Origin of the sequence: Niameybacter sp., from assembly GCF_036655075.1 — a bacterium.
Lineage (GTDB): Bacteria > Bacillota > Clostridia > Lachnospirales > Cellulosilyticaceae > Holtiella.
Genome location: NZ_JAVVQU010000003.1, coordinates 1 through 18,324, shown reverse-complemented (window position 1 = coordinate 18,324; position 18,324 = coordinate 1). Strand labels below are relative to the sequence as shown.

Annotated in this window: 21 protein-coding genes; 3 read left to right on the top strand and 18 right to left on the bottom strand. The window is 36.3% G+C overall.

Features of this window, described 5'->3' with window-relative positions:
• Positions 1 to 70: 70 nt before the first annotated feature.
• Positions 71 to 436 carry a phage integrase N-terminal SAM-like domain-containing protein gene (locus RRY75_RS14250; RefSeq protein ID WP_442935436.1) on the top strand — a complete coding sequence of 122 codons (366 nt, stop codon included), beginning with the start codon at positions 71 to 73 and terminating at the stop codon, positions 434 to 436.
• A 243-nt stretch (positions 437 to 679) separates the two neighbouring features.
• Here the strand turns inward: RRY75_RS14250 and RRY75_RS01670 are convergent, their stop codons facing one another.
• The 6 genes from RRY75_RS01670 to RRY75_RS01650 all read right to left on the bottom strand — a co-directional run bounded on the left by RRY75_RS01670 (position 680) and on the right by RRY75_RS01650 (position 4,074).
• Entirely contained in the window at positions 680 to 982 is a 303-nt protein-coding gene (locus tag RRY75_RS01670) for a type II toxin-antitoxin system RelE/ParE family toxin (protein ID WP_332494578.1), read from the bottom strand.
• Positions 975 to 1,238, bottom strand: a complete 264-nt coding sequence (locus tag RRY75_RS01665; RefSeq protein ID WP_332527773.1) for a type II toxin-antitoxin system Phd/YefM family antitoxin — start codon at positions 1,236 to 1,238, stop codon at positions 975 to 977. The genes RRY75_RS01670 and RRY75_RS01665 overlap by 8 nt, the downstream gene beginning before the upstream one ends.
• Before the next feature lie 76 nt (positions 1,239 to 1,314).
• The gene (locus tag RRY75_RS14245) at positions 1,315 to 1,656 is read right to left on the bottom strand and encodes an HNH endonuclease (protein ID WP_442935428.1); all 342 of its coding nucleotides are present in this window, start codon (positions 1,654 to 1,656) and stop codon (positions 1,315 to 1,317) included.
• A 165-nt stretch (positions 1,657 to 1,821) separates the two neighbouring features.
• A complete protein-coding gene (locus RRY75_RS01660) occupies positions 1,822 to 2,334 on the bottom strand; it encodes a GNAT family N-acetyltransferase (RefSeq protein WP_332527774.1) in 513 nt (170 codons plus the stop codon).
• Between the two features lie 340 nt (positions 2,335 to 2,674).
• Entirely contained in the window at positions 2,675 to 3,367 is a 693-nt protein-coding gene (locus tag RRY75_RS01655) for a hypothetical protein (protein ID WP_332528702.1), read from the bottom strand.
• 152 nt (positions 3,368 to 3,519) lie between these two features.
• Entirely contained in the window at positions 3,520 to 4,074 is a 555-nt protein-coding gene (locus RRY75_RS01650) for a hypothetical protein (RefSeq protein ID WP_332527776.1), read from the bottom strand.
• 232 nt (positions 4,075 to 4,306) lie between these two features.
• Here RRY75_RS01650 and RRY75_RS01645 point away from each other — a divergent pair, with 232 nt between their 5' ends.
• On the top strand, positions 4,307 to 5,032 hold the full coding sequence (locus RRY75_RS01645) for a lysophospholipid acyltransferase family protein (RefSeq protein WP_332493777.1): 726 nt from the start codon (positions 4,307 to 4,309) through the stop codon (positions 5,030 to 5,032).
• Between the two features lie 177 nt (positions 5,033 to 5,209).
• On the opposite strand, the gene RRY75_RS01640 is transcribed toward RRY75_RS01645, so the two are convergent.
• The 4 genes from RRY75_RS01640 to RRY75_RS01625 form a co-directional block, all read right to left on the bottom strand.
• A complete protein-coding gene (locus RRY75_RS01640) occupies positions 5,210 to 6,019 on the bottom strand; it encodes a hypothetical protein (RefSeq protein ID WP_332527777.1) in 810 nt (269 codons plus the stop codon).
• Positions 6,013 to 6,711, bottom strand: a complete 699-nt coding sequence (locus RRY75_RS01635) for an ABC transporter ATP-binding protein (RefSeq protein WP_332493775.1) — start codon at positions 6,709 to 6,711, stop codon at positions 6,013 to 6,015. The genes RRY75_RS01640 and RRY75_RS01635 overlap by 7 nt, the downstream gene beginning before the upstream one ends.
• Entirely contained in the window at positions 6,711 to 7,079 is a 369-nt protein-coding gene (locus RRY75_RS01630; protein WP_332493773.1) for a GntR family transcriptional regulator, read from the bottom strand. The genes RRY75_RS01635 and RRY75_RS01630 overlap by 1 nt, the downstream gene beginning before the upstream one ends.
• Positions 7,080 to 7,218: 139 nt before the next feature.
• A complete protein-coding gene (locus RRY75_RS01625) occupies positions 7,219 to 8,937 on the bottom strand; it encodes an ABC transporter ATP-binding protein (protein WP_332493772.1) in 1,719 nt (572 codons plus the stop codon).
• Positions 8,938 to 9,092: 155 nt separating this feature from the next.
• On the opposite strand from RRY75_RS01625, the gene RRY75_RS01620 reads away from it, so the two are divergent.
• Complete coding sequence (locus RRY75_RS01620; protein WP_332493771.1) at positions 9,093 to 9,992, top strand: stalk domain-containing protein; 900 nt, start codon at positions 9,093 to 9,095, stop codon at positions 9,990 to 9,992.
• 249 nt (positions 9,993 to 10,241) lie between these two features.
• On the opposite strand, the gene RRY75_RS01615 is transcribed toward RRY75_RS01620, so the two are convergent.
• The 8 genes from RRY75_RS01615 to RRY75_RS01580 form a co-directional block, all read right to left on the bottom strand.
• On the bottom strand, positions 10,242 to 11,801 hold the full coding sequence (locus RRY75_RS01615) for a DEAD/DEAH box helicase (protein ID WP_332493769.1): 1,560 nt from the start codon (positions 11,799 to 11,801) through the stop codon (positions 10,242 to 10,244).
• A gap of 528 nt (positions 11,802 to 12,329) precedes the next feature.
• Positions 12,330 to 13,001, bottom strand: a complete 672-nt coding sequence (pyrE, locus tag RRY75_RS01610) for an orotate phosphoribosyltransferase (protein WP_332527780.1) — start codon at positions 12,999 to 13,001, stop codon at positions 12,330 to 12,332.
• A 95-nt stretch (positions 13,002 to 13,096) separates the two neighbouring features.
• Positions 13,097 to 13,654 (bottom strand): hypothetical protein, encoded by a 558-nt coding sequence (locus RRY75_RS01605; protein ID WP_332493766.1) that lies wholly within the window; start codon positions 13,652 to 13,654, stop codon positions 13,097 to 13,099.
• 88 nt (positions 13,655 to 13,742) lie between these two features.
• The gene (locus tag RRY75_RS01600) at positions 13,743 to 14,582 is read right to left on the bottom strand and encodes an amidohydrolase family protein (RefSeq protein WP_332527781.1); all 840 of its coding nucleotides are present in this window, start codon (positions 14,580 to 14,582) and stop codon (positions 13,743 to 13,745) included.
• Positions 14,583 to 14,647: 65 nt separating this feature from the next.
• Complete coding sequence (locus RRY75_RS01595) at positions 14,648 to 15,847, bottom strand: hypothetical protein (protein WP_332493763.1); 1,200 nt, start codon at positions 15,845 to 15,847, stop codon at positions 14,648 to 14,650.
• Positions 15,848 to 15,862: 15 nt separating this feature from the next.
• On the bottom strand, positions 15,863 to 16,636 hold the full coding sequence (locus tag RRY75_RS01590) for a hypothetical protein (RefSeq protein WP_332715475.1): 774 nt from the start codon (positions 16,634 to 16,636) through the stop codon (positions 15,863 to 15,865).
• Positions 16,624 to 17,334 (bottom strand): hypothetical protein, encoded by a 711-nt coding sequence (locus RRY75_RS01585; protein ID WP_332527782.1) that lies wholly within the window; start codon positions 17,332 to 17,334, stop codon positions 16,624 to 16,626. Before RRY75_RS01585 ends, RRY75_RS01590 begins: the two co-directional genes overlap by 13 nt.
• A complete protein-coding gene (locus tag RRY75_RS01580) occupies positions 17,331 to 18,002 on the bottom strand; it encodes an ABC transporter ATP-binding protein (RefSeq protein ID WP_332527783.1) in 672 nt (223 codons plus the stop codon). Before RRY75_RS01580 ends, RRY75_RS01585 begins: the two co-directional genes overlap by 4 nt.
• Positions 18,003 to 18,324 lie beyond the last annotated feature (322 nt).

The window sequence follows — 18,324 nt, the reverse complement described above, 5'->3', positions numbered from 1 at the left end:
TAGTTTATTAGCCCATTCCCAGTGATGGATATAAATAAAAATAATTTCTTACGTGTAAAGGGATAAATGGCTGCTTCATTGTGAAGTTCGAGGTCTGAGCACTGCTACCTTATACAACTATACCTCTACTGCAAAAATGTTTCTAGAGGTTACTGACAATAAAACTATTGACCTGTTGTGTGGGAGTGATATTGATAACTTTGTTCTATATCTCAGGAAGAGAGGCAATAATAATACCAGTATTAAAACACGATTAAAATCTTTGACTGCCTTCACTAAATATGCTGAGATTGAAATAGAGTTTCCTGTCATCAAATTAGAGAAGAATATTAAAATCCCTTACACTCAAGATGAAATTCAACGATTATTAAAGGAACCCATAGTTCAAAGCTATACTCATCCATGCTCTAGACATTCTGCTGAACAATACTTCTGACTATTGGATGAAGCCGAGAAAACACCACCACATTTTTGGTATGTTTTGACCATCTAAAGCCCTCCTTTCCTTTGATATAGCAAAGGCCTACAACCTCTATTTTAGAAAAAAAGTGTAATCTAAAATAAAAATTATAGGCGTTTTGTGTGCACCTCGGGGGATGCATGGTATAGAGTATAAGTTTGAATTATATATCAAGTATGGGGGGGTATAATCCCCCATCTCACTAGGTTTCTCACTTTACTAAAACTGACTCGCTGTATATTTAACAGTAACAATAACCACATACTTCTTAGACTCATCTATTCTATAGACAATAGTAAAATTCTTAATAAATAGTTGCCTATATCCCTTATTAGCATATGCACCAATCTTTCTCTCTGAACCTCGACAAGGAAATTCTTCAAGGCTAAAAATAGCATTTTCCATCTCACACATTATATTTCCAGCTGTTTCAGGTGCCATTAAACTTTTAGCAATATATCCATAAATATTATCTACATCCCTATGTGCTTTAGGAAGTAATTTGATTTCATACTTATCCAAAATGTTTTCTCCTTAAACTTGAAAGACACTCTCTTGCATCTAATAATTCTCCACCATTCTCATATTCCGTCTCTGCAACAGCAATCGCATGGTCTATTTGAGTTCCTTCTAACATTTGTTCATAAGTTTCTATGCTCATAACAACCAAATCTCCATAGCCATTCTTTGTTATAAAAATAGGCTCTTGTTTAGCATGGCACATTTCAGATATTTCATTTGTATTTCTTAAATCTGTAATAGGTCTAATTTGTGGCATATCAGCACCTCCTTTTGTACATTATTATATCAGTATTATATACAAAGTACAATTGAGATATTCCCTACATCATAAATTAATTTAATTTCCAGTCCACCACACTACTATCCCCCACCTGTAAATTACAAGTCCGACAAAGTACTACTACATTATCTTCATCTAACCTCAGTTCAGGATAATCCTTAAATGATTTAATATGATGCCCTTGCAAGTTATCAGCTACAATTAACTTCCACTTACTCCAGCACCTTTCACAATAGGGATGCTCTTTCACTTTCCTGTTCCTGAGCTTCTGCCATGTGTAAGAGGAATAGAAGTGTCTTTTTTCATCTGATACTTCCCTGTTATATTTAGGTGTGCACCCACACCTTTGGTTATGTAAAATGATGTTTCCACATCTACTGCAAACTTTCTTCATGGTGTTTTCTCCAATAAAAAAGTAGTCACTATAGACTACCTAAATATGTATATTTTCTCTACTTTTCTCTTTATCTTTAAGTTTTGAGCATATTGCACCACTTAGCCTTACTTACTCTCTTTCAACCTTTAAGACTGCATCTATCATTCCCATCAAAGCATCGTCTTATGAGCGTTGCGCTCTATAGACTAAATGTGGCATCTCCGTATCATAATAATGCTTGGTAAAGGCACCACAAACTGTCATCTCATTGCGTTTAGCTACATTTTTAGAGGCACTGTTGGTATCACGAATAATTGAATACACTTCTTCTGCTTCCAATTTATCAAAGGCATATGCCTTACAAGCCCTAGCCGCTTCTGTTGCATAGCCAGTATGCCAGTATGCCTTTTGCAACAAGTAACCTATCTCCATCACTGGCTTGCCCTCCCAATCTTGCCAAGTCAATCCACACTGTCCAATCATTTCATCTGTTTCTTTTAAAACCATTGCCCATAGTCCAAATTCATGTACTTTATATCTAGCAACTTGTCTATCCAACCATTCCTGTACCTCGACATCACTAAAAGCATGTTCATAGGCATACATAACCTCTATATCTTGTAGCATCTTACATAAGGCTACCAAATCTCCTTGTTGCATTTCTCTTAAATATAAACGCTCTGTTTCTAAAATCATTTGGTTGTTCTCCTTTTAATATTCTTATTCTAAGGTCATCATCAATGACCACCGCTATGTATTTACCCTCTTATCAACCAAGTCCCCACTACCAAAAGGAATAGAGCACTCCAAGATGCCATCAAAGCACTTATAACAATCAAAGCGAGAAAATATACACTATGCATCAGTTTTCTTCCCCCCTGTTTCATCTTCTATATCTCTATTGGAATTTGTGCTAAGCAAGGACTTCTTCTCTCTTATCACAAGTTTAATCTATCAAATTATAAGCTATAATTTATATTATACACAAAAGTTTAGTAGTTATCAAAATATTCAAAACCACAATAGAAGCTTAACCTTAAAATCCCCCACTTATAGTCATGTTTACAATAGTCCCCTTACCTATCTCAGGCATTTGAAATTCAGCTTGCCATGTATGGTTGTCGTGCTGTTCCTGTCCATTCTCCCAAAGGTGCAATACTGCCTCTAAATCCCCACTTCCTCTTATGCAACCTGTAGGAACAACTTTCCCCAAAGTATCAGGTTCGTGAAATTCATGTTTATAACTTATTCCCATGCTTGTTTGTAGAATGTTACCTAGCTTTTCAAGTTGTAGATTGTACCAATGATTACACACTGCAGTAATAAAATCTGTAAAGTAGTTACCTCTTTTCTCCTCCATCCACTCAATAGGGCTATGAATAGAGTCTCGTCTTACATAAGTCAAATAACTTGTGGTGCCAAGTGCGTTCTCAGGTGCTCTTTCACCTTTAAACATAGCAAAAGAAATAGCTACACTTTCCCTATCCTTTCTAAAAGGAAAGGGAAAGTCATTCAGAAATTCACTGCCTGTGTATTGGAATACATATTCTTCCCCGTTCAGTTCAACCACCGTCTGTTCTAAAGTCAGTGCCATCAACTGTTCCAACTGCCCTTCTATCGTTCTCCTATATTTTATCTCAGCCACATATAGGATTAAAAAGTACGTCAGTGCAATGATTCCAATCCCCAGTATGAATAGTTTCAGATATCTTAAATGCTTTTCCTCCATTTTTACACCCCCATCCCATTTTATGTTACACCTCTAACATTTTCCTTCTGATCTATTTCTTACCTTGCTATCCCCATGTCACCTTTTATTACTTACTTTCAAATCCAAATGTGTTATGTTTTTGAACAGATTGCTTAAACCTATAAATTGTGTTACTTAAGTGTTTTCACCAGTACATATCTTCTCAGTCCGCCGTATTTAAGTTTATCCTTCTTAACCTCATAGCCTAGCTTTAAGAAGTTATTCACGCTAAATGTATTGTATGGCGAAACTGTGGCACAAAGAATAGGTGTACCTTGTTCTTCTGCTACCTCTTCTAAAATCTGACACATAATAAATTGTAGATTGTTTCCTCGATAATCCGATTTAACAAGTACCGTATCTACCTGCCCCACTTGTAAAAGTGCCTCACCTTCAAGGTCTATATCGTAGCCATAATTAGATGTGTCATAGCCTTTTTTTAGGTAAATGGCAAGTGCCACTAAGACATCTGCTTCTGTAACATACCCTAGAAGTATACCTCCTGTCTCAAAATGTTCGCATATCTCCTCTTGTTCAGAAGGCACATACAGCTGCTTATCTTCAAGCAATGCCAATACCTCATCTTGTAATGCCATAATTTGTGGAATATCTGTAGTCTGCAGGACTTTTAATCTCAATTCTTCTTTTAAGCCATCTTTTCTTATTACTTGCAATGTTTGTTTCATGGTTATTGTGCTCCTATATTCTACTTTTATTTTTCATATTTAAGACCCCATATCCTTTGGCTAGAACCTTTAAATGTCTTGCCAACAAGGTCTATCTGTTACGCTATTTGTATTATACGCTTCTTATCCTTTCATGAAAAGTTAAAGTCTCCTTGTCCTCTACAGTTTCTTTTCATTTCATGATATAATACATTTGCACTTTATACATACTATAATCCAAATGGAGGGTCATATGTTTAGAACTATTTATTGGTATGGCTATTTTGCCATTAGCCTTATCTGTACATTACCAGCTTTACGCAAAGCAAAGAAATTAGTTGCCAGTGGAAACTTGAAAGAAGCTGAAGCTTATATTAATCAAACCACTATGAAATGGGCGATGGCACAAGTGAAAAACGGCGGGGCGGATGTAAAAGTTCATGGGCTTGAAAACATTCCACATGACAAACCTGTTGTCTTTATGAGTAATCATCAAGGCAATTTTGACATTGCGCTTTTTATGAGCTTTATTGAAAAGCCAAAAGGGTATGTGGCTAAACTTGAAACAAATAAAATCTATATCTTACGAGACTGGATGCGTCTTATCCACTGTGTCTTTATGGATCGTTCCACTTTGAAAGGCGCAGCTTCTGCTATTATTGAAGGGGTTAAACTCATTAAAGAAGGTCATTCCCTTGTCATCTTCCCAGAAGGCACACGTAGTAAAGGGGGCCCACTTGGTGAATTTAAAGGTGGGAGCTTCAAACTAGCTACAAAACCTAAGGTACCTATTGTCCCTGTTACAATAGATGGCACCTACAAACTTATGGAAGCTCAAGGTGGTAAAGTCAAACCGGCTACTGTACATATGTACATTCACCCACCTATTCCAACTGCCGATTTAACAAAAGAAGAACAAGTTGAATTGCCAGAACGTGTCAAAGCGATTATCGCTTCCAAGCTTTCAACCAATGACTAACACTTGTAGAGGCGGTCACCTCGTTACACTTGATCCACCTTACTAAACAAAAGTAATAGAGACTAAAACCAAAAGAAGCCACCGAAAATTAAATTCGTGGCTTCTTTTATTTATTCTACAGATATATCTCTATCAAGATAACAGTAAAGTAGCTTTCACACATTTACGGTAACAAACTTATTCCAAATTCAGATGCTTCTTTAAAATATAGTGTGTCCCTTCAAAGAGTCCTACGATTACCACGGCAGTCATAATATTAATTACTGCAAAGAACTGATTCATATTTATACCAAGGATTGCCTCACCTAATAAATCAGAACCTATCATACCAATCCCCCAGCCTACAATCATATTGATGACAAAGAAAGCGATAAAGGAAGCTGCTGTACGATATTTTTGGAAAGCTGGAAATTGTCCAATAGCTAATGCAAGGTATACTGTTACCACAAATTGAATATAGCCTAACAATCCTGAGAGAACCACTTGTACCAACACCACTATCATTTGCAGACCACTCATAATCATCACACCATCTACTGTATAATCTGCCGCCTTCAGCACCTCTGGCAACTGCATAAGCGCTTGCCAAATTTCTTTCACAACAACGCCATCTAAAAATAAAATAGCAAAAGTAACAAAGCCTACAATACTACTTAAAATCACCCAAATAAGAGCTACAAAAAGTTTAGAAAAAATCAAGCTCCTTATTTTTACAGGCAACGTAAACATTAAGTAACCTTCATCGGTTAGAAGATTTTTCTGGAAGCGTTGAATGGTCATAACTAAGGTGATGACTCCCAGTGCAATAAATAAGGCAACAAGTGCAAGGGTCATAAAGTCTCCAATCTTATTCAACTCTACAAAAATGCCTTGTGTATTTCTTCCTAATAGACGATGAATACAAGCAACCAATAAGATAATCCCGTATAAAGGTAAAAAAGTCCTTCCTGTTGCTTTAAATTCATATTTGATTAATTTCCCTAACATTTAAATACCTCCCTAAATAAGCTATCAATAGATTGACCTTTTTCTTGTCTAATATCATCTACATTTCCTTGAAGTTGAATTTGGCCATAACCTAGAAAAATAATATCATCACAAATATTTTCTACTTCTTGTATGAGATGTGTGGCAATAAGGACTGTGCTTTCTGGTGAGTAATTTTTAATAATCGTATTCAAGATATAATCTCTCGCAGCAGGGTCCACGCCGCCTATTGGCTCATCTAAAATATACAGCTTTGCTTTTCTAGACATCACAAGAATTAATTGTACCTTCTCTTTATTTCCTTTTGAAAGGGTCTTCAACTTACTGTCTGTATCAATGTTGAGTGTTTGCAACATCTCTTGTGCCTTTTCCTTATCAAAATCCTCATAAAAGTCTGCAAAGAAAGCCACTAAATCTTTAACTTTCATCCAATCATTCAAATAGGTTCTTTCTGGCAAATAAGAAATAAGTTGTTTGGTTTCTAGACCAACTCGCTTGCCCGCTACTAAAATTTCTCCTTGTGTAGGCTGTAGTAAACCATTGATAAGTTTTATCATGGTACTTTTACCACTTCCATTAGGCCCTAAAAGACCTATTACTTTGCCAGGTGCTATCTTTAGATCAATCCCTTTAAGGGCTTCTTTATTGCCATAGTGCTTACTAACCCCATTTAACTCTAATAAATTTTCCATTATTTCATCTCCTCCAAATAATCATGTATAAGTCGCTTAAGTTCCTCTTGGCTATATCCAAGTTTGAGCAAGGACTCAATGACACCTTGCACCTTATGTTGGGCAAATTCTGCTCTCATTTTCTCTATCAAAGTACAGTCTTCTGTTACAAATCTACCACTCGTTCTTTGGCTGTAAACCAAGGCTTCACGCTCAAGTTCTGCTAGCGCACGTTGCATCGTATTCGGATTCACACCCGCTTCTTGAGCTAAGTCCCGCACAGAATTAAGTTTACTTCCTTGTGGGAGCTCTCCTGATACGATCATCACTTTGATACGTTCTACAAGTTGTACATATATAGGTTGGTTAGGATCAAATTCCCAAGGCATATTCTTTTCACCTCATTATTGTATTAGCTGCTTAATACAATAATATATTGAGCTTTCATTTTTGTCAACCCATATAAAAAGAAAAAACACACTGTAATCTCTTTTTAGATTACAGTGTGTTTCTCTGAAATGTTCTACTTTAACTGATAAGACCTTCAAACTGTGCTTCATAAAGCATTTTATATAAGCCTTCTTTTTCAAGCAGTGCCTCATGACTACCTACTTCTTCAATACCTTCCTTCCCTAACACAACAATCTCATCTGCATTGCGAATGGTAGAAAGTCTATGTGCTACTACAATAGTTGTACGATTTTTACATACCTCATCTATTGCTTGCTTAATCATAAACTCTGTCGCATTGTCAAGTGCAGATGTGGCTTCATCTAAGATGAGGATAGATGGATTTTTAAGGAATACACGTGCAATGGATAGACGTTGTTTTTGTCCTCCTGAAAGTTTAACCCCTCGCTCGCCAATGTATGTATCGTAGCCTTCTGGAAGCGCGCTTACAAATTCATGGATATACGCTTTCTTAGCCGCTTCAATCACTTCTTCATCTGTAGCTTCTGGATTGCCGTAAAGAATGTTTTCTTTAATGGTACCTGTAAAGAGGAAAACTTCTTGTGAGACAATACCTATGTGACTTCTTAAACTCTCTAGTTGCACATCATAAATACTTTTTCCATCAATTAAAATGTCTCCACCATCAATCTCATAAAATCTTGGAATGAGATTACAAAATGTGGTTTTACCACCTCCTGATGGACCAACGAGTGCGACCATCTTGCCTTTTGGAATGGTTAAGTTCATTTGATTTAAAATATATTCTTCTTCGTATTTAAAGCTTACATTTTTAAAACAAATTTCTCCTTCTACATTTTTCAAAGCCCTTGCAGCATCTTGATCATACTCTTCGCTTTCTTCCATCAATTCGGTAAAACGTTTATAACCTGTCATTCCACTTTGATATTGTTCCATAAAGTTGACTAATTTTTTAATCGGTTGGGTAAACATTTTGATGTATAAAAGATAGGCCATAAAATCTCCAAAAGTAATAATCCCTTTGATTGTGAAAAGCCCTCCTGCAATCATACATACATAATCTAATAGGTCAATACAAAAAGTTGAACCTGAGAAGTACTCAGCCATTACCCTGTATGCCCCTTCTCTAGCATTTTTAAAAGCATTGTTCCCTTCTTGAAACTTTGCTACTTCTTGATCTTTGCTACAGAAACTTTTAGACACACGCATACCAGCAATACTATTTTCTAAAATCGCATTAACCTTGCCTGTTTCTACACGACTTGCTGTAAAGGCCTTACTCATTTTGTCACGCTTTTTCCATGTAAACCAGAAAATAAGTGGAATAAAAGCAAAAATAATAAGCGTAAGAGGTACATTAATATTAATCAGCACCAAAAATGACCCAATAATCATAACACCTGAAATAAATAAATCTTCTGGGCCATGGTGTGCAAGCTCTGAAATATCCATTAAATCGTTAATGATACGAGACATGACATCCCCTGTCTTTGTACGATCAAAAAAGCTACAAGGTAACTTTTGAAGATGTAGGAAAATGTCACGTCGCATATCCGCTTGCATACGCACACCGACTACATGTCCCCAATATTGCATAAAGTAACTACATACGTATTTAATTCCAAAAATGATAAGCAGACCTATTGCAAATACGCCTATCATTCGAACCTCCTGGTTGGGTATACTTTCATTAATCAATTCTCTTGTCATCATCGGATAAACAAGATCACACAATGCAAAAATAAATGCTACTAATAAATCTAAAAAGAATAACTTCTTGTAAGGTTTATAGTAACTCATAAATGTCTTAAACATATTCTTATCCTTTCTAGTTAATAATTATTCTCATCTATTATAACATAAATGTAAAAACTTATAAATCTTTTTTGAAAGCGGAACCTATCTTTATTTATATACGTCTAAGTTTACAGTATAATAGATATTCATATACAAATTAGGAGGAATTACTTATGAGTAAAAAATTATTAATGTTATTAACTGCGATGGGTACTTTAACTGTAACACTTATCGCATCACCTATTGTAAAAAATGTTACAGCACAACTTGACCCAAGTATTTCATTTAACTTAAATGGCGAAAAAGTTATGGCTGATAGCAATGCCCTTATGTACAATGACACCCTATACTTACCAGTTCGTGCACTTGGAACAGAGCTTGGTGCAGACATTGCTTACAAAGACAAAGTGGTATATATTTCAATAGAGGACGAAAAAATGGCCCAACTTACTGAAGCACAAAAAACAGAAATGGATACAAAGTCTGTAGAAGTACCAGCAGAAGAAGTAGCTACTATTGAGTCTGCTACATTAAAAGATATCAGTACAGATAGTAAACAACTTACTATCCTCCCAGCGGGTGCTCAAGATGTGCCAACTAACATGATTATCCTTAACTTAGATGAAACTACAGTAATCACTGTAGATGGAAAAGCTGCTACACTTGCAGACCTTTCTCTGGGTATGGAACTTACTGTGACACACTCTCTGATGATGACACGTTCTCTCCCACCTCAAACAGCTGCTTTCACAATTGAAGCTAAAACTACAGCATCTGAAGCTTTACCTGAATTTATGATTTTAGAAGATGTACAAATTGTAGAAATCACTGAAACACCATTTGGTAATCAAGTGCTTGTAGGAAAAAATCAAAATCCTGAAAGCCCTGAATTCCAAACTATTTTAAATGTAAGCGAAGAAACTTCTATTCACCATGAAAAAAACAAAATGCTCTACACAGTAAAAGACCTTGAAAAAGGGATGAAAATTACTGTAAAACATGCACCTGTCATGGCTTTATCTTTCCCAGGTCAAACAGCTGCTTATGAAATCGTTATTTTAACACAACAATAAAGCTTACCGAAGGAGCCCTTTTATATGGCTCCTTCTTTTTCATACTTATGTTATACCTCCTGCTCATCCTTCGCCTTTTTAATCTCCCCCTACCAATTAGGCTTACACCCTTTGTTTAACTGTCCTTAGCTTGCCATTCTTTGATAAAATAGCCCCTATACACTCACTCAAACTTTTAAGTATGCTTCATTGGTAAAAAAATAGAGCGTATCCCCTTTCAGAGATACACTCTATTTTATAACTAAAGGACTATCTACCTTTTCTTGAAGATCCACCTTTTCTTTGTGCCACTTCAATATTGATTTTACGACCTTTATATTTTTGTTTTGTAAGAACGCCTAAGATTTCATCTTCGCAACCGTTTGGTACTTCGAAGAATGAGAATTTCTCCATGATATCGACTCTTCTTACACCGTTACGTGGTGTAGAAGTTTCTTTTGTAATCATTTTGATAAGATCAACGTCTTTTAATTTATCTTTTTTACCTAAGTTGATGAAGAGTCTTACGTGATCTCCAACTTGACCTTGGTTACGTGTTACTTTCATATCTTCTAACTTGATACGGTCATCTGCACTCATTGTTTGGTTTTTCATAACCATTTTGAATAATGCTTCAATCATTTGTTCTTGATTACAGCCTTCTTCTGTTAAACGGTCTAAACACTCTTTGTAGCGTTTAGGCATTTTTGTTTCCATCTCTTCTTTGATTTGGTCTACAAGTTTAGTAGCTTGTTGATCTTTAATCACTTCGATTGTTGGAATTTGTGCTTCTTCAATTTTTGATTTAGTGTAGTTTTGGATAAAACGTAATTTTGAACGATCTTTAGATGTACAAAGTGTGTAAGAAAGACCTTGTCTCATTGCACGACCTGTACGACCGATACGGTGTACGTAGTATTCTTCATCTGTTGGTACGTCGTAGTTGAATACCACATCGATATCATCTACGTCAATCCCTCTTGCTGCTACGTCTGTTGCAACAAGGATGTTTACTAAACCTTTTCTAAATTTAGCCATAACGCTATCTCTTTGCATTTGTTTCATATCACCATGAAGTGCTTCTGTAGAGAAACCTCTATGTTGAAGGGCTTCACATACTTCATCTACACCACGTTTTGTGTTACAGAATACAACACCAAGTTTGAACGGTGTCACTTCCATCATACGGCTAAGAACTTCAATTTTATAACGCTCATTTACGTCGATATAATATTGCTTAATGGTATCTACCGTTACTGTTTTCTTAACAACGCTAATGCGTTCTACATCTTTTTGGTACTCAGCTGCAATATCTTGAATTGCTTTTGGTAAAGTTGCTGAGAAAAGAATGAATTGCTTTTCATCTGGTGCGCTTTGAAGAATAGTATCAATATCTTCTCTAAAGCCCATGTTAAGCATTTCATCTGCTTCATCAAGTACAAGCATACGTAAATCTTCTAATTTAAGCGTACGTCTTCTTAAGTGGTCCATCACACGACCAGGTGTACCAATGATGATTTGTGGCTTTTTCTTAAGTGCCATAATTTGTCTGTCCATAGGTTGACCACCATAAACAGAAAGTGTACGTACGTTTCCTTTGTACTTGCAAAGTGAGCGGAACTCATTTGCAATTTGGTTAGCAAGCTCTCTTGTTGGACATAAGATTAAAGCTTGTACTTTGTCGCAATCTGCGTCAATATTTTCAATGACTGGAATCCCAAAAGCACATGTTTTTCCCGTTCCTGTTGGTGCTTGAGCAATTACGTCACGCCCTGCCATAATTGGGTTGATTGACTTCCCTTGAATAGGAGTCATCTCCGTAAATTTCATATCGCTAATCGCGCTTTTCATCTCATCTGATATTTCTAGGTCTGCAAAAAATTTTGTTTCTATAATCTATACCTCTACAATCTATTAATTTTGTTATTTTACATTCGTTGTCTATTTCTTAGCAAACTTCATGTTATCACAATTCATTTTAAATAACAAGTACGACACCCATTAAAAAAGTAGCTTAAAAATAAGCTACTTTTCACACTATTTCACCCAGTATATATTAATAAGTAAGCCTTCGTACACATACGCATTTCGCCGTCAACGACAACATTTCAAATAATTGGTACATAAAATGTCTAACGTTCTCTTCATTTAACACTCTATGCATTCTATCTTAGCATACATTCCCCTACTTTAGCAACCATTATCTTGTTATGTTTATCATTTCTCATGCTTTTAACACCTTATTTACCTCTTGCGTGCACATGGCACAGGCTTCACGAAATTATTTTATACTAATGTTTAAATAAAATACCACCCTATATACTTCACAGTCTACAGAGTGGCTTTCTATTTAATTTATTATTTTACGCAATACTCTGCAAGGTACGCTTCCATACGTGCACGCATTGTATCATCAATGACAACTTTGCCATCAATTTCCACGTTATGAAGTGTATCAATAATCTCTCTTACCGTTACGATTGGGTAAGTTTTGATTCCAAATTCTTCTTCAATCTCTTGAATAGCTGTACGGTTAGATTGACCTCTTTCCATACGGTCTACAGAGATAATTAAGCCAGCAAGTTCTACATTTGCTGTGCCTTTTAAAATCGGGAAACATTCACGAATTGCAGTACCTGCAGTAATAACGTCTTCAATAATGAGGACTTTGTCACCATCTTGAAGTTTGTACCCTACCATTGTGCCACCTTCGCCGTGGTCTTTTGCTTCTTTACGGTTGAAGCAGTAATTTACATCTTTATTTTGGTCATTTGCAAGGGCAATCGCTGTTGCTACTGATAATGGAATCCCTTTATAAGCTGGTCCAAAAAGTGCATCTACATCTTCTTTGATGTTTTCTGCAATACATTTTGCATAGAATTCACCTAGTTTTCCTGCTTGGTAACCTGTTTTATAGTTGCCTGTATTCACAAAGTAAGGTGTTTTGCGTCCACTTTTTGTTACGAAATCTCCGAAAGTGAGTACGCCTGAACGCACCATAAATTCAATAAACTCTTTTTTGTAACTCATTTTAGTATCCTCCGCTCTCAGATAGGTTTGTCTTTCTTATAATAGCATGAAATAATATGAATGACTACAAAAAAATACCTCCTTTATAAAGGAGGTTAAACTTGCATATGGTATTGCCAAACTTTTTTACAGGTATAGGCATCATAAAGTTCTTGTAAGTCTGTCATTACGATGGTTTCCCCTACTTTTAAAACCGTTTCAAGCTTCCGGAACATCATATATATTTTCCACTCACTATAGGGCATTGCCTTAAACAGTGTTCGCCGTAAAACACTACGCATAATGGCATCTTCAATGTCATTATAAAAGATAAAGCTAAGGTAGGCCTTTTCATAGTCAGTTACTTTCATACCAATACTTTTTTGTACATAGTACAAAAGTTCTTTCAAGTGAAATGCCTTTTTATCATCTTCTCTGGCAAAAGGCATCTTGGTATGATAGGTAAAAACCAGTAATTGTTGGTCATGAATCACTTTTTCAATTTCTTCTTCCATATAAGTCATCAAATAGTCCCGAGCTACTTCTAATACTTCTTCATGGTCAAAGACAAAAGGATTGTCTTGTGGTTCAGGCTCGCTAAAAAACACTTTTTTCCAAGATTTAAATCCAACTTCCAATCGCCTGTGCAACATCCAAACCGCTTCACTCAACATTGTGGAATTCCCCCTTAAGGAATATTACATATATATTACATTTTAAACACATATGTAATATTCCACAAGGGCTTTTCCAATTTTTTCCTTATATGATTTTGCATTGCTCAAAAAGTCTTTGGGCATTGCCTCCAAGTACAGCTTGTTTTTCTCCATCTGTCAAATCTACTAAACTTGATTCATATCTTGTAATCGGTAAAAGGGGATAATCTGTACCAAAAAGCACTTTATCCAAGACACCCATTTCTCTCAAAGCTCTGTAAATGGCCGCATCATACAAGAAAATGCTTGCTGCTGTATCATAGTAAACATTTTTAAAGCACGCTCTCACTTCTTTCATCAACTCATAGAAGATTAGACCGCCCCCCATATGGGCTAAAATGATAGGCAAGTCTTGATGATGTCTTATAAATGCCTCCACACTTTGAAGACTTACACTTGTCTTACCTGCATAATAATGTCCAACTAATTCATTGGTATGCAATAAAATAGGGAGGTTATAAGACTTGGCATAATCCTTAAGCTCCGTCTTATGTAAGTTTTCAAGATCTAGGTGCTGTCCCTCTGGGAAAAGCTCGCCAATCCCTCTAATGCCACCTTTGTAGCAGCGCTCAATCTCCTGCCCTAACCCTTTTTGATCTACTGGATAGGTCATAAACCCAATGAGTTGTTCTGGGTACTGCTTAATAGCTTCTAGGGTATAGTCATTGACATAGCGGCAAAGCCCTGCATCTTGAAAAGAAAACCCAAATACAACCCCTTTGTCAAATGCATTGGCACTTAAATGCTCCACCACTTGCTCTGTGGTGGCAAACTTGTTGTGTGGGGTTTCTGAAAGGAGCTTGAAATAAGGCTCTTTTTCCCCTATCTTTTTGTAATCTTTGATAATGTCTGGTGGGGTAATGTGTATATGGGTATCAATTTTCATGTTGTCCTCCTCGTTTGTAGGTCATGTATTTTCAGCTATACTTTGATCATTAAATTAACTAGTCGTTAGGGTGTGGCAGGATCTCCTATAGATGACTCTCCACTTGATGTGGTCGTTTCTTCTGTATCTGTTGTTCCACTTGGCGTAGTTGTTTCCCCCATGGATGGCTCTTCACTTGGCGTGGTCGTTTCACTTGGTGGTGTCTCTTCACTTGGTGGTGTCTCTTCACTTGGTGGTGTCTCTTCACTTGGTGGTGTCACCTCAGGCCTTGGTGGTAAAATGCTGTATGGATTTTCAATAACATCCATAACTTCCTCTGGTGTTAACAAGAAGCTAGCATCTATGCCTTCTACATAAATTTTATTGGTTTTTTCTTTTAATGTAAAGCCTTGATTAAATACTTCTTTTAACCCCGGAAGAAGGGTTTCATTCATTTGTTTTAATAAAATAGGTAGCACCATTGCTTTATTGGTAGTCTGTTCTAAAAGAGTGTATGTACTTTCTCCTTGTTGGAGGGTATTGATATATGTGTTGAAGAAAGCATTTCCACTTTCATAAATAGCATCAAACTCCTCTCCTTGTTTACCTACCTCCTTAAAGGTTTCTTTGAACGTCTCAGCCAATACCACTGCTTGCTCACGCATGCCTTTAATTTTCTCAAGGTTTAGCCCCTTTAAGTCATTTACCAAGCCAAAGCCTTCTTGTAAGCTGGCAATAATCTGGTCTTCCATATCACTTGCCAACTTTTTACGCGCATAGCGTGTAGGGTCTGTCTCTTCTTGATAATATTTATAACCAAAGAGGAAGTAATTGTCTACCAAATACTCACCGATTAACGTCATTTCTTCTGGCGTTAATGCATAGAGGGTAGCCATATCCATTTGGCTGTTAGTGGCAGCATCTTCTTTTATCTCATCCCCTTCAGCCATCTGCTCTCCTTCTAGTGCTACAGGTGCTTCCTCTGCCTCTTTTGCCACTTCTTCTACTTTTTCTGACTTCTTAGGCTTTTCTGGTTTAGGTGGAAGAGGTGGTTTAATTTGTACCTCCTCCACTTTTATCTCTACTTGCTCTTCTTCTTGCACTTTTGCAATCTCTTTATCAGCTTCTTTGAACATTTCTTGAACTTGCTGGGCAATAAGTGCATCTGCTATTGTCTTTTCTCGCTTATTCACTTCAATAACCATCTCATTAATCATACCACTGGCTGTATTTAAGGCACAGGTGGCAACAACTATTAAGACACCTAATTTAATTAAATTTCTCATCCTGTCGTCCCCTCCTTAAACTTTTTGTTCCAAATTGAAATCTTTTTTGTACGTATAATGTAGGCCCAGTGCACCGACTAAACAAGTCCCTACAAAGAGTATCCCATTACGCCACATAAACGCATCAAAACTTAATTGGCTTGTCATTTTTAGTCCATAGACAAAAGCTACACTAATTAAGATTCCTAGTATAAGTGAAACAAAGAAGGCATAGGCCTCTTTATTGGTAAGGAGTGAGAAGAACATACTCATCATTCCTGCAACCAAATACAAGAAGAATACTGACCCTAAGGATAACCCTATCGTTTCAATTGGTCCATACAAGAAGTTTCTTGCACTTTGTCCCATCATGACTTGTACACGTAAAAAGTCCGAGCTCCAACTTGTACTGTAAGGAAAGACTTGATTACAAATTAAGAAGTTCATACCAAACAAACATATAAAGAACACAAGGGTATAGAACAACAAAGTCACCCATTTGCCCAAATACCATTTGCCACGACTTTTACATTTAATGACTTCTAATGCACCAAAGTTGTCGTCAAACATCAACCCACACATTAAGAAAAGATACAGTGGTAAGTAAATGTACACCACACTCATTGTATCGTTTAAAATCAAGTAGGTTGTCTCAAGAGACGAAAAAGTAATAGCTGTCATATCTGAAAGTTGAATATACTTTGCCACACTTACAACAGCTACAAAACTAAAAGCCAATAAGGTTAGGCACCATCTTACTACATTAAAACTTTCCGAAATATTATAACGAATCATTTTCATTGTAACCATTTTGCCACACCCTTTCTATAGAAACACCCTCCTGCTATCACAAGGCAAGACGCCCAAAAAACGATAGTCAGTTGGAGGAGAATAGCTTGTACTTCTACAAGACTTGGTAAAATCCAAGGTGAGAAGGCAAGAGGTGGAAAATACTTTTCTAAATTTAAATAAGGAAAAGCATAAATAAATAATAAATACAACACTTGTGGGGTGATCAGCGGTATGTAACGCTTTTGATTGACAAAAGTTAAGCTATAGGCCAGTGAGCCATACACTACACCAAAAACAAAGTTAAGTCCTACAACACCTAGGATAACTTGTACGCTTTCAAAACTCGAAAAACTTCGACAAGCCAACATCAAAAGTAGGCTTGGAACAAGTAAAGTAATCCCTGAAATGACGTTATTCACCCACCATCTTTTTATAGTGTACTCTCGACTTTTATTTCTGAGCATTAGTAGCTTTTTGTAGCCACAATCCTCTTCTAACATAGTCATATTAGAGTATGGAAGAGCTGCCAACAGTGGCGCAATGAAAGGGATTATAAGTGAGTGACTCGCCTCAAAGGCTTCTGTTGCTGTATAGGTCTCATGAGTCATCAAATAGATGATAAACCCTCCAAGCATCCCAAGACACCCTAAAACCAACGCACCTAGAAAACTTCGCTCAGTGAGTCCTCTTTTAAAATCTGTCAGCAACCATCTCATATAGCCACCTCATTAGCACCTTGCCCACTACGTTTTACCGTCCCTTTTGAAAGTTCAAAGAGGTCATCACATAACACCTGAATATCTTCTTTATTATGACTTGCAAGCAAGATTGTAACTTGATGCTCCTCTTTCAGCTGTGTAAAGAAGGTACGCATCTTTTTCACACTTTCCTCATCTAATCCATTCATAGGCTCGTCCAATATAAGCAATTCGGGACTGTTCATAATCGCTTGAGCAATACCCAATTTCTGTCTCATTCCTAAAGAATAGGTACGCACAGGTTTTTTGTTATGTGGGTCTAGTCCCACCAACTCCATACTCTTTTCAAGAGTCTCAGCGGATGCTAATTTTTCGGAAAGTCCATTTAGAATTTTCAAGTTCTTCATCCCTGAATAATGAGGAATAAATCCTGGTGTTTCAATCAACACACCAATAGACTTTGGAAATTGCTTGGCATGTGTCATATTTTGTGACTCTAAGAAAATCTCTCCAGCAGAAGGGCGCATCAACCCTGAAATCAGTTTAAAAATAACAGTTTTTCCTGAACCATTTCGTCCAACAAATCCATAAATTTTGCCTTTTTCTAATTCAAAACTCACATCTTTTAAAACCTCTTCAGATTTGAAAGACTTACTCACTTGATTAAATTGAATATAGTACGACATAAAATGCCTCCTTTTTTGTATACTATGTGCTTATTTTATTTTAAGTTATATATATGAACTTTCGATGATATTATGTTTCTCTATACATTTTCATTTTACAAGTTTTATATTTAAAGTCTATTTTAAAAAGTTATATGAAGAATTTTATGATGAAAAGAAATCTCTCTGTACCAAGAAAACTTTAGAAGGATATAAATATCATCTACTTCCTTTCATAGAATGGTTAGATGAAGATACTTCACTTTCTCAACAAACGATCAATGAATATGGGCCCTGTAATTAATTTTGTGTATTCTCTCTCTTGAGAACAAATAATTATTGA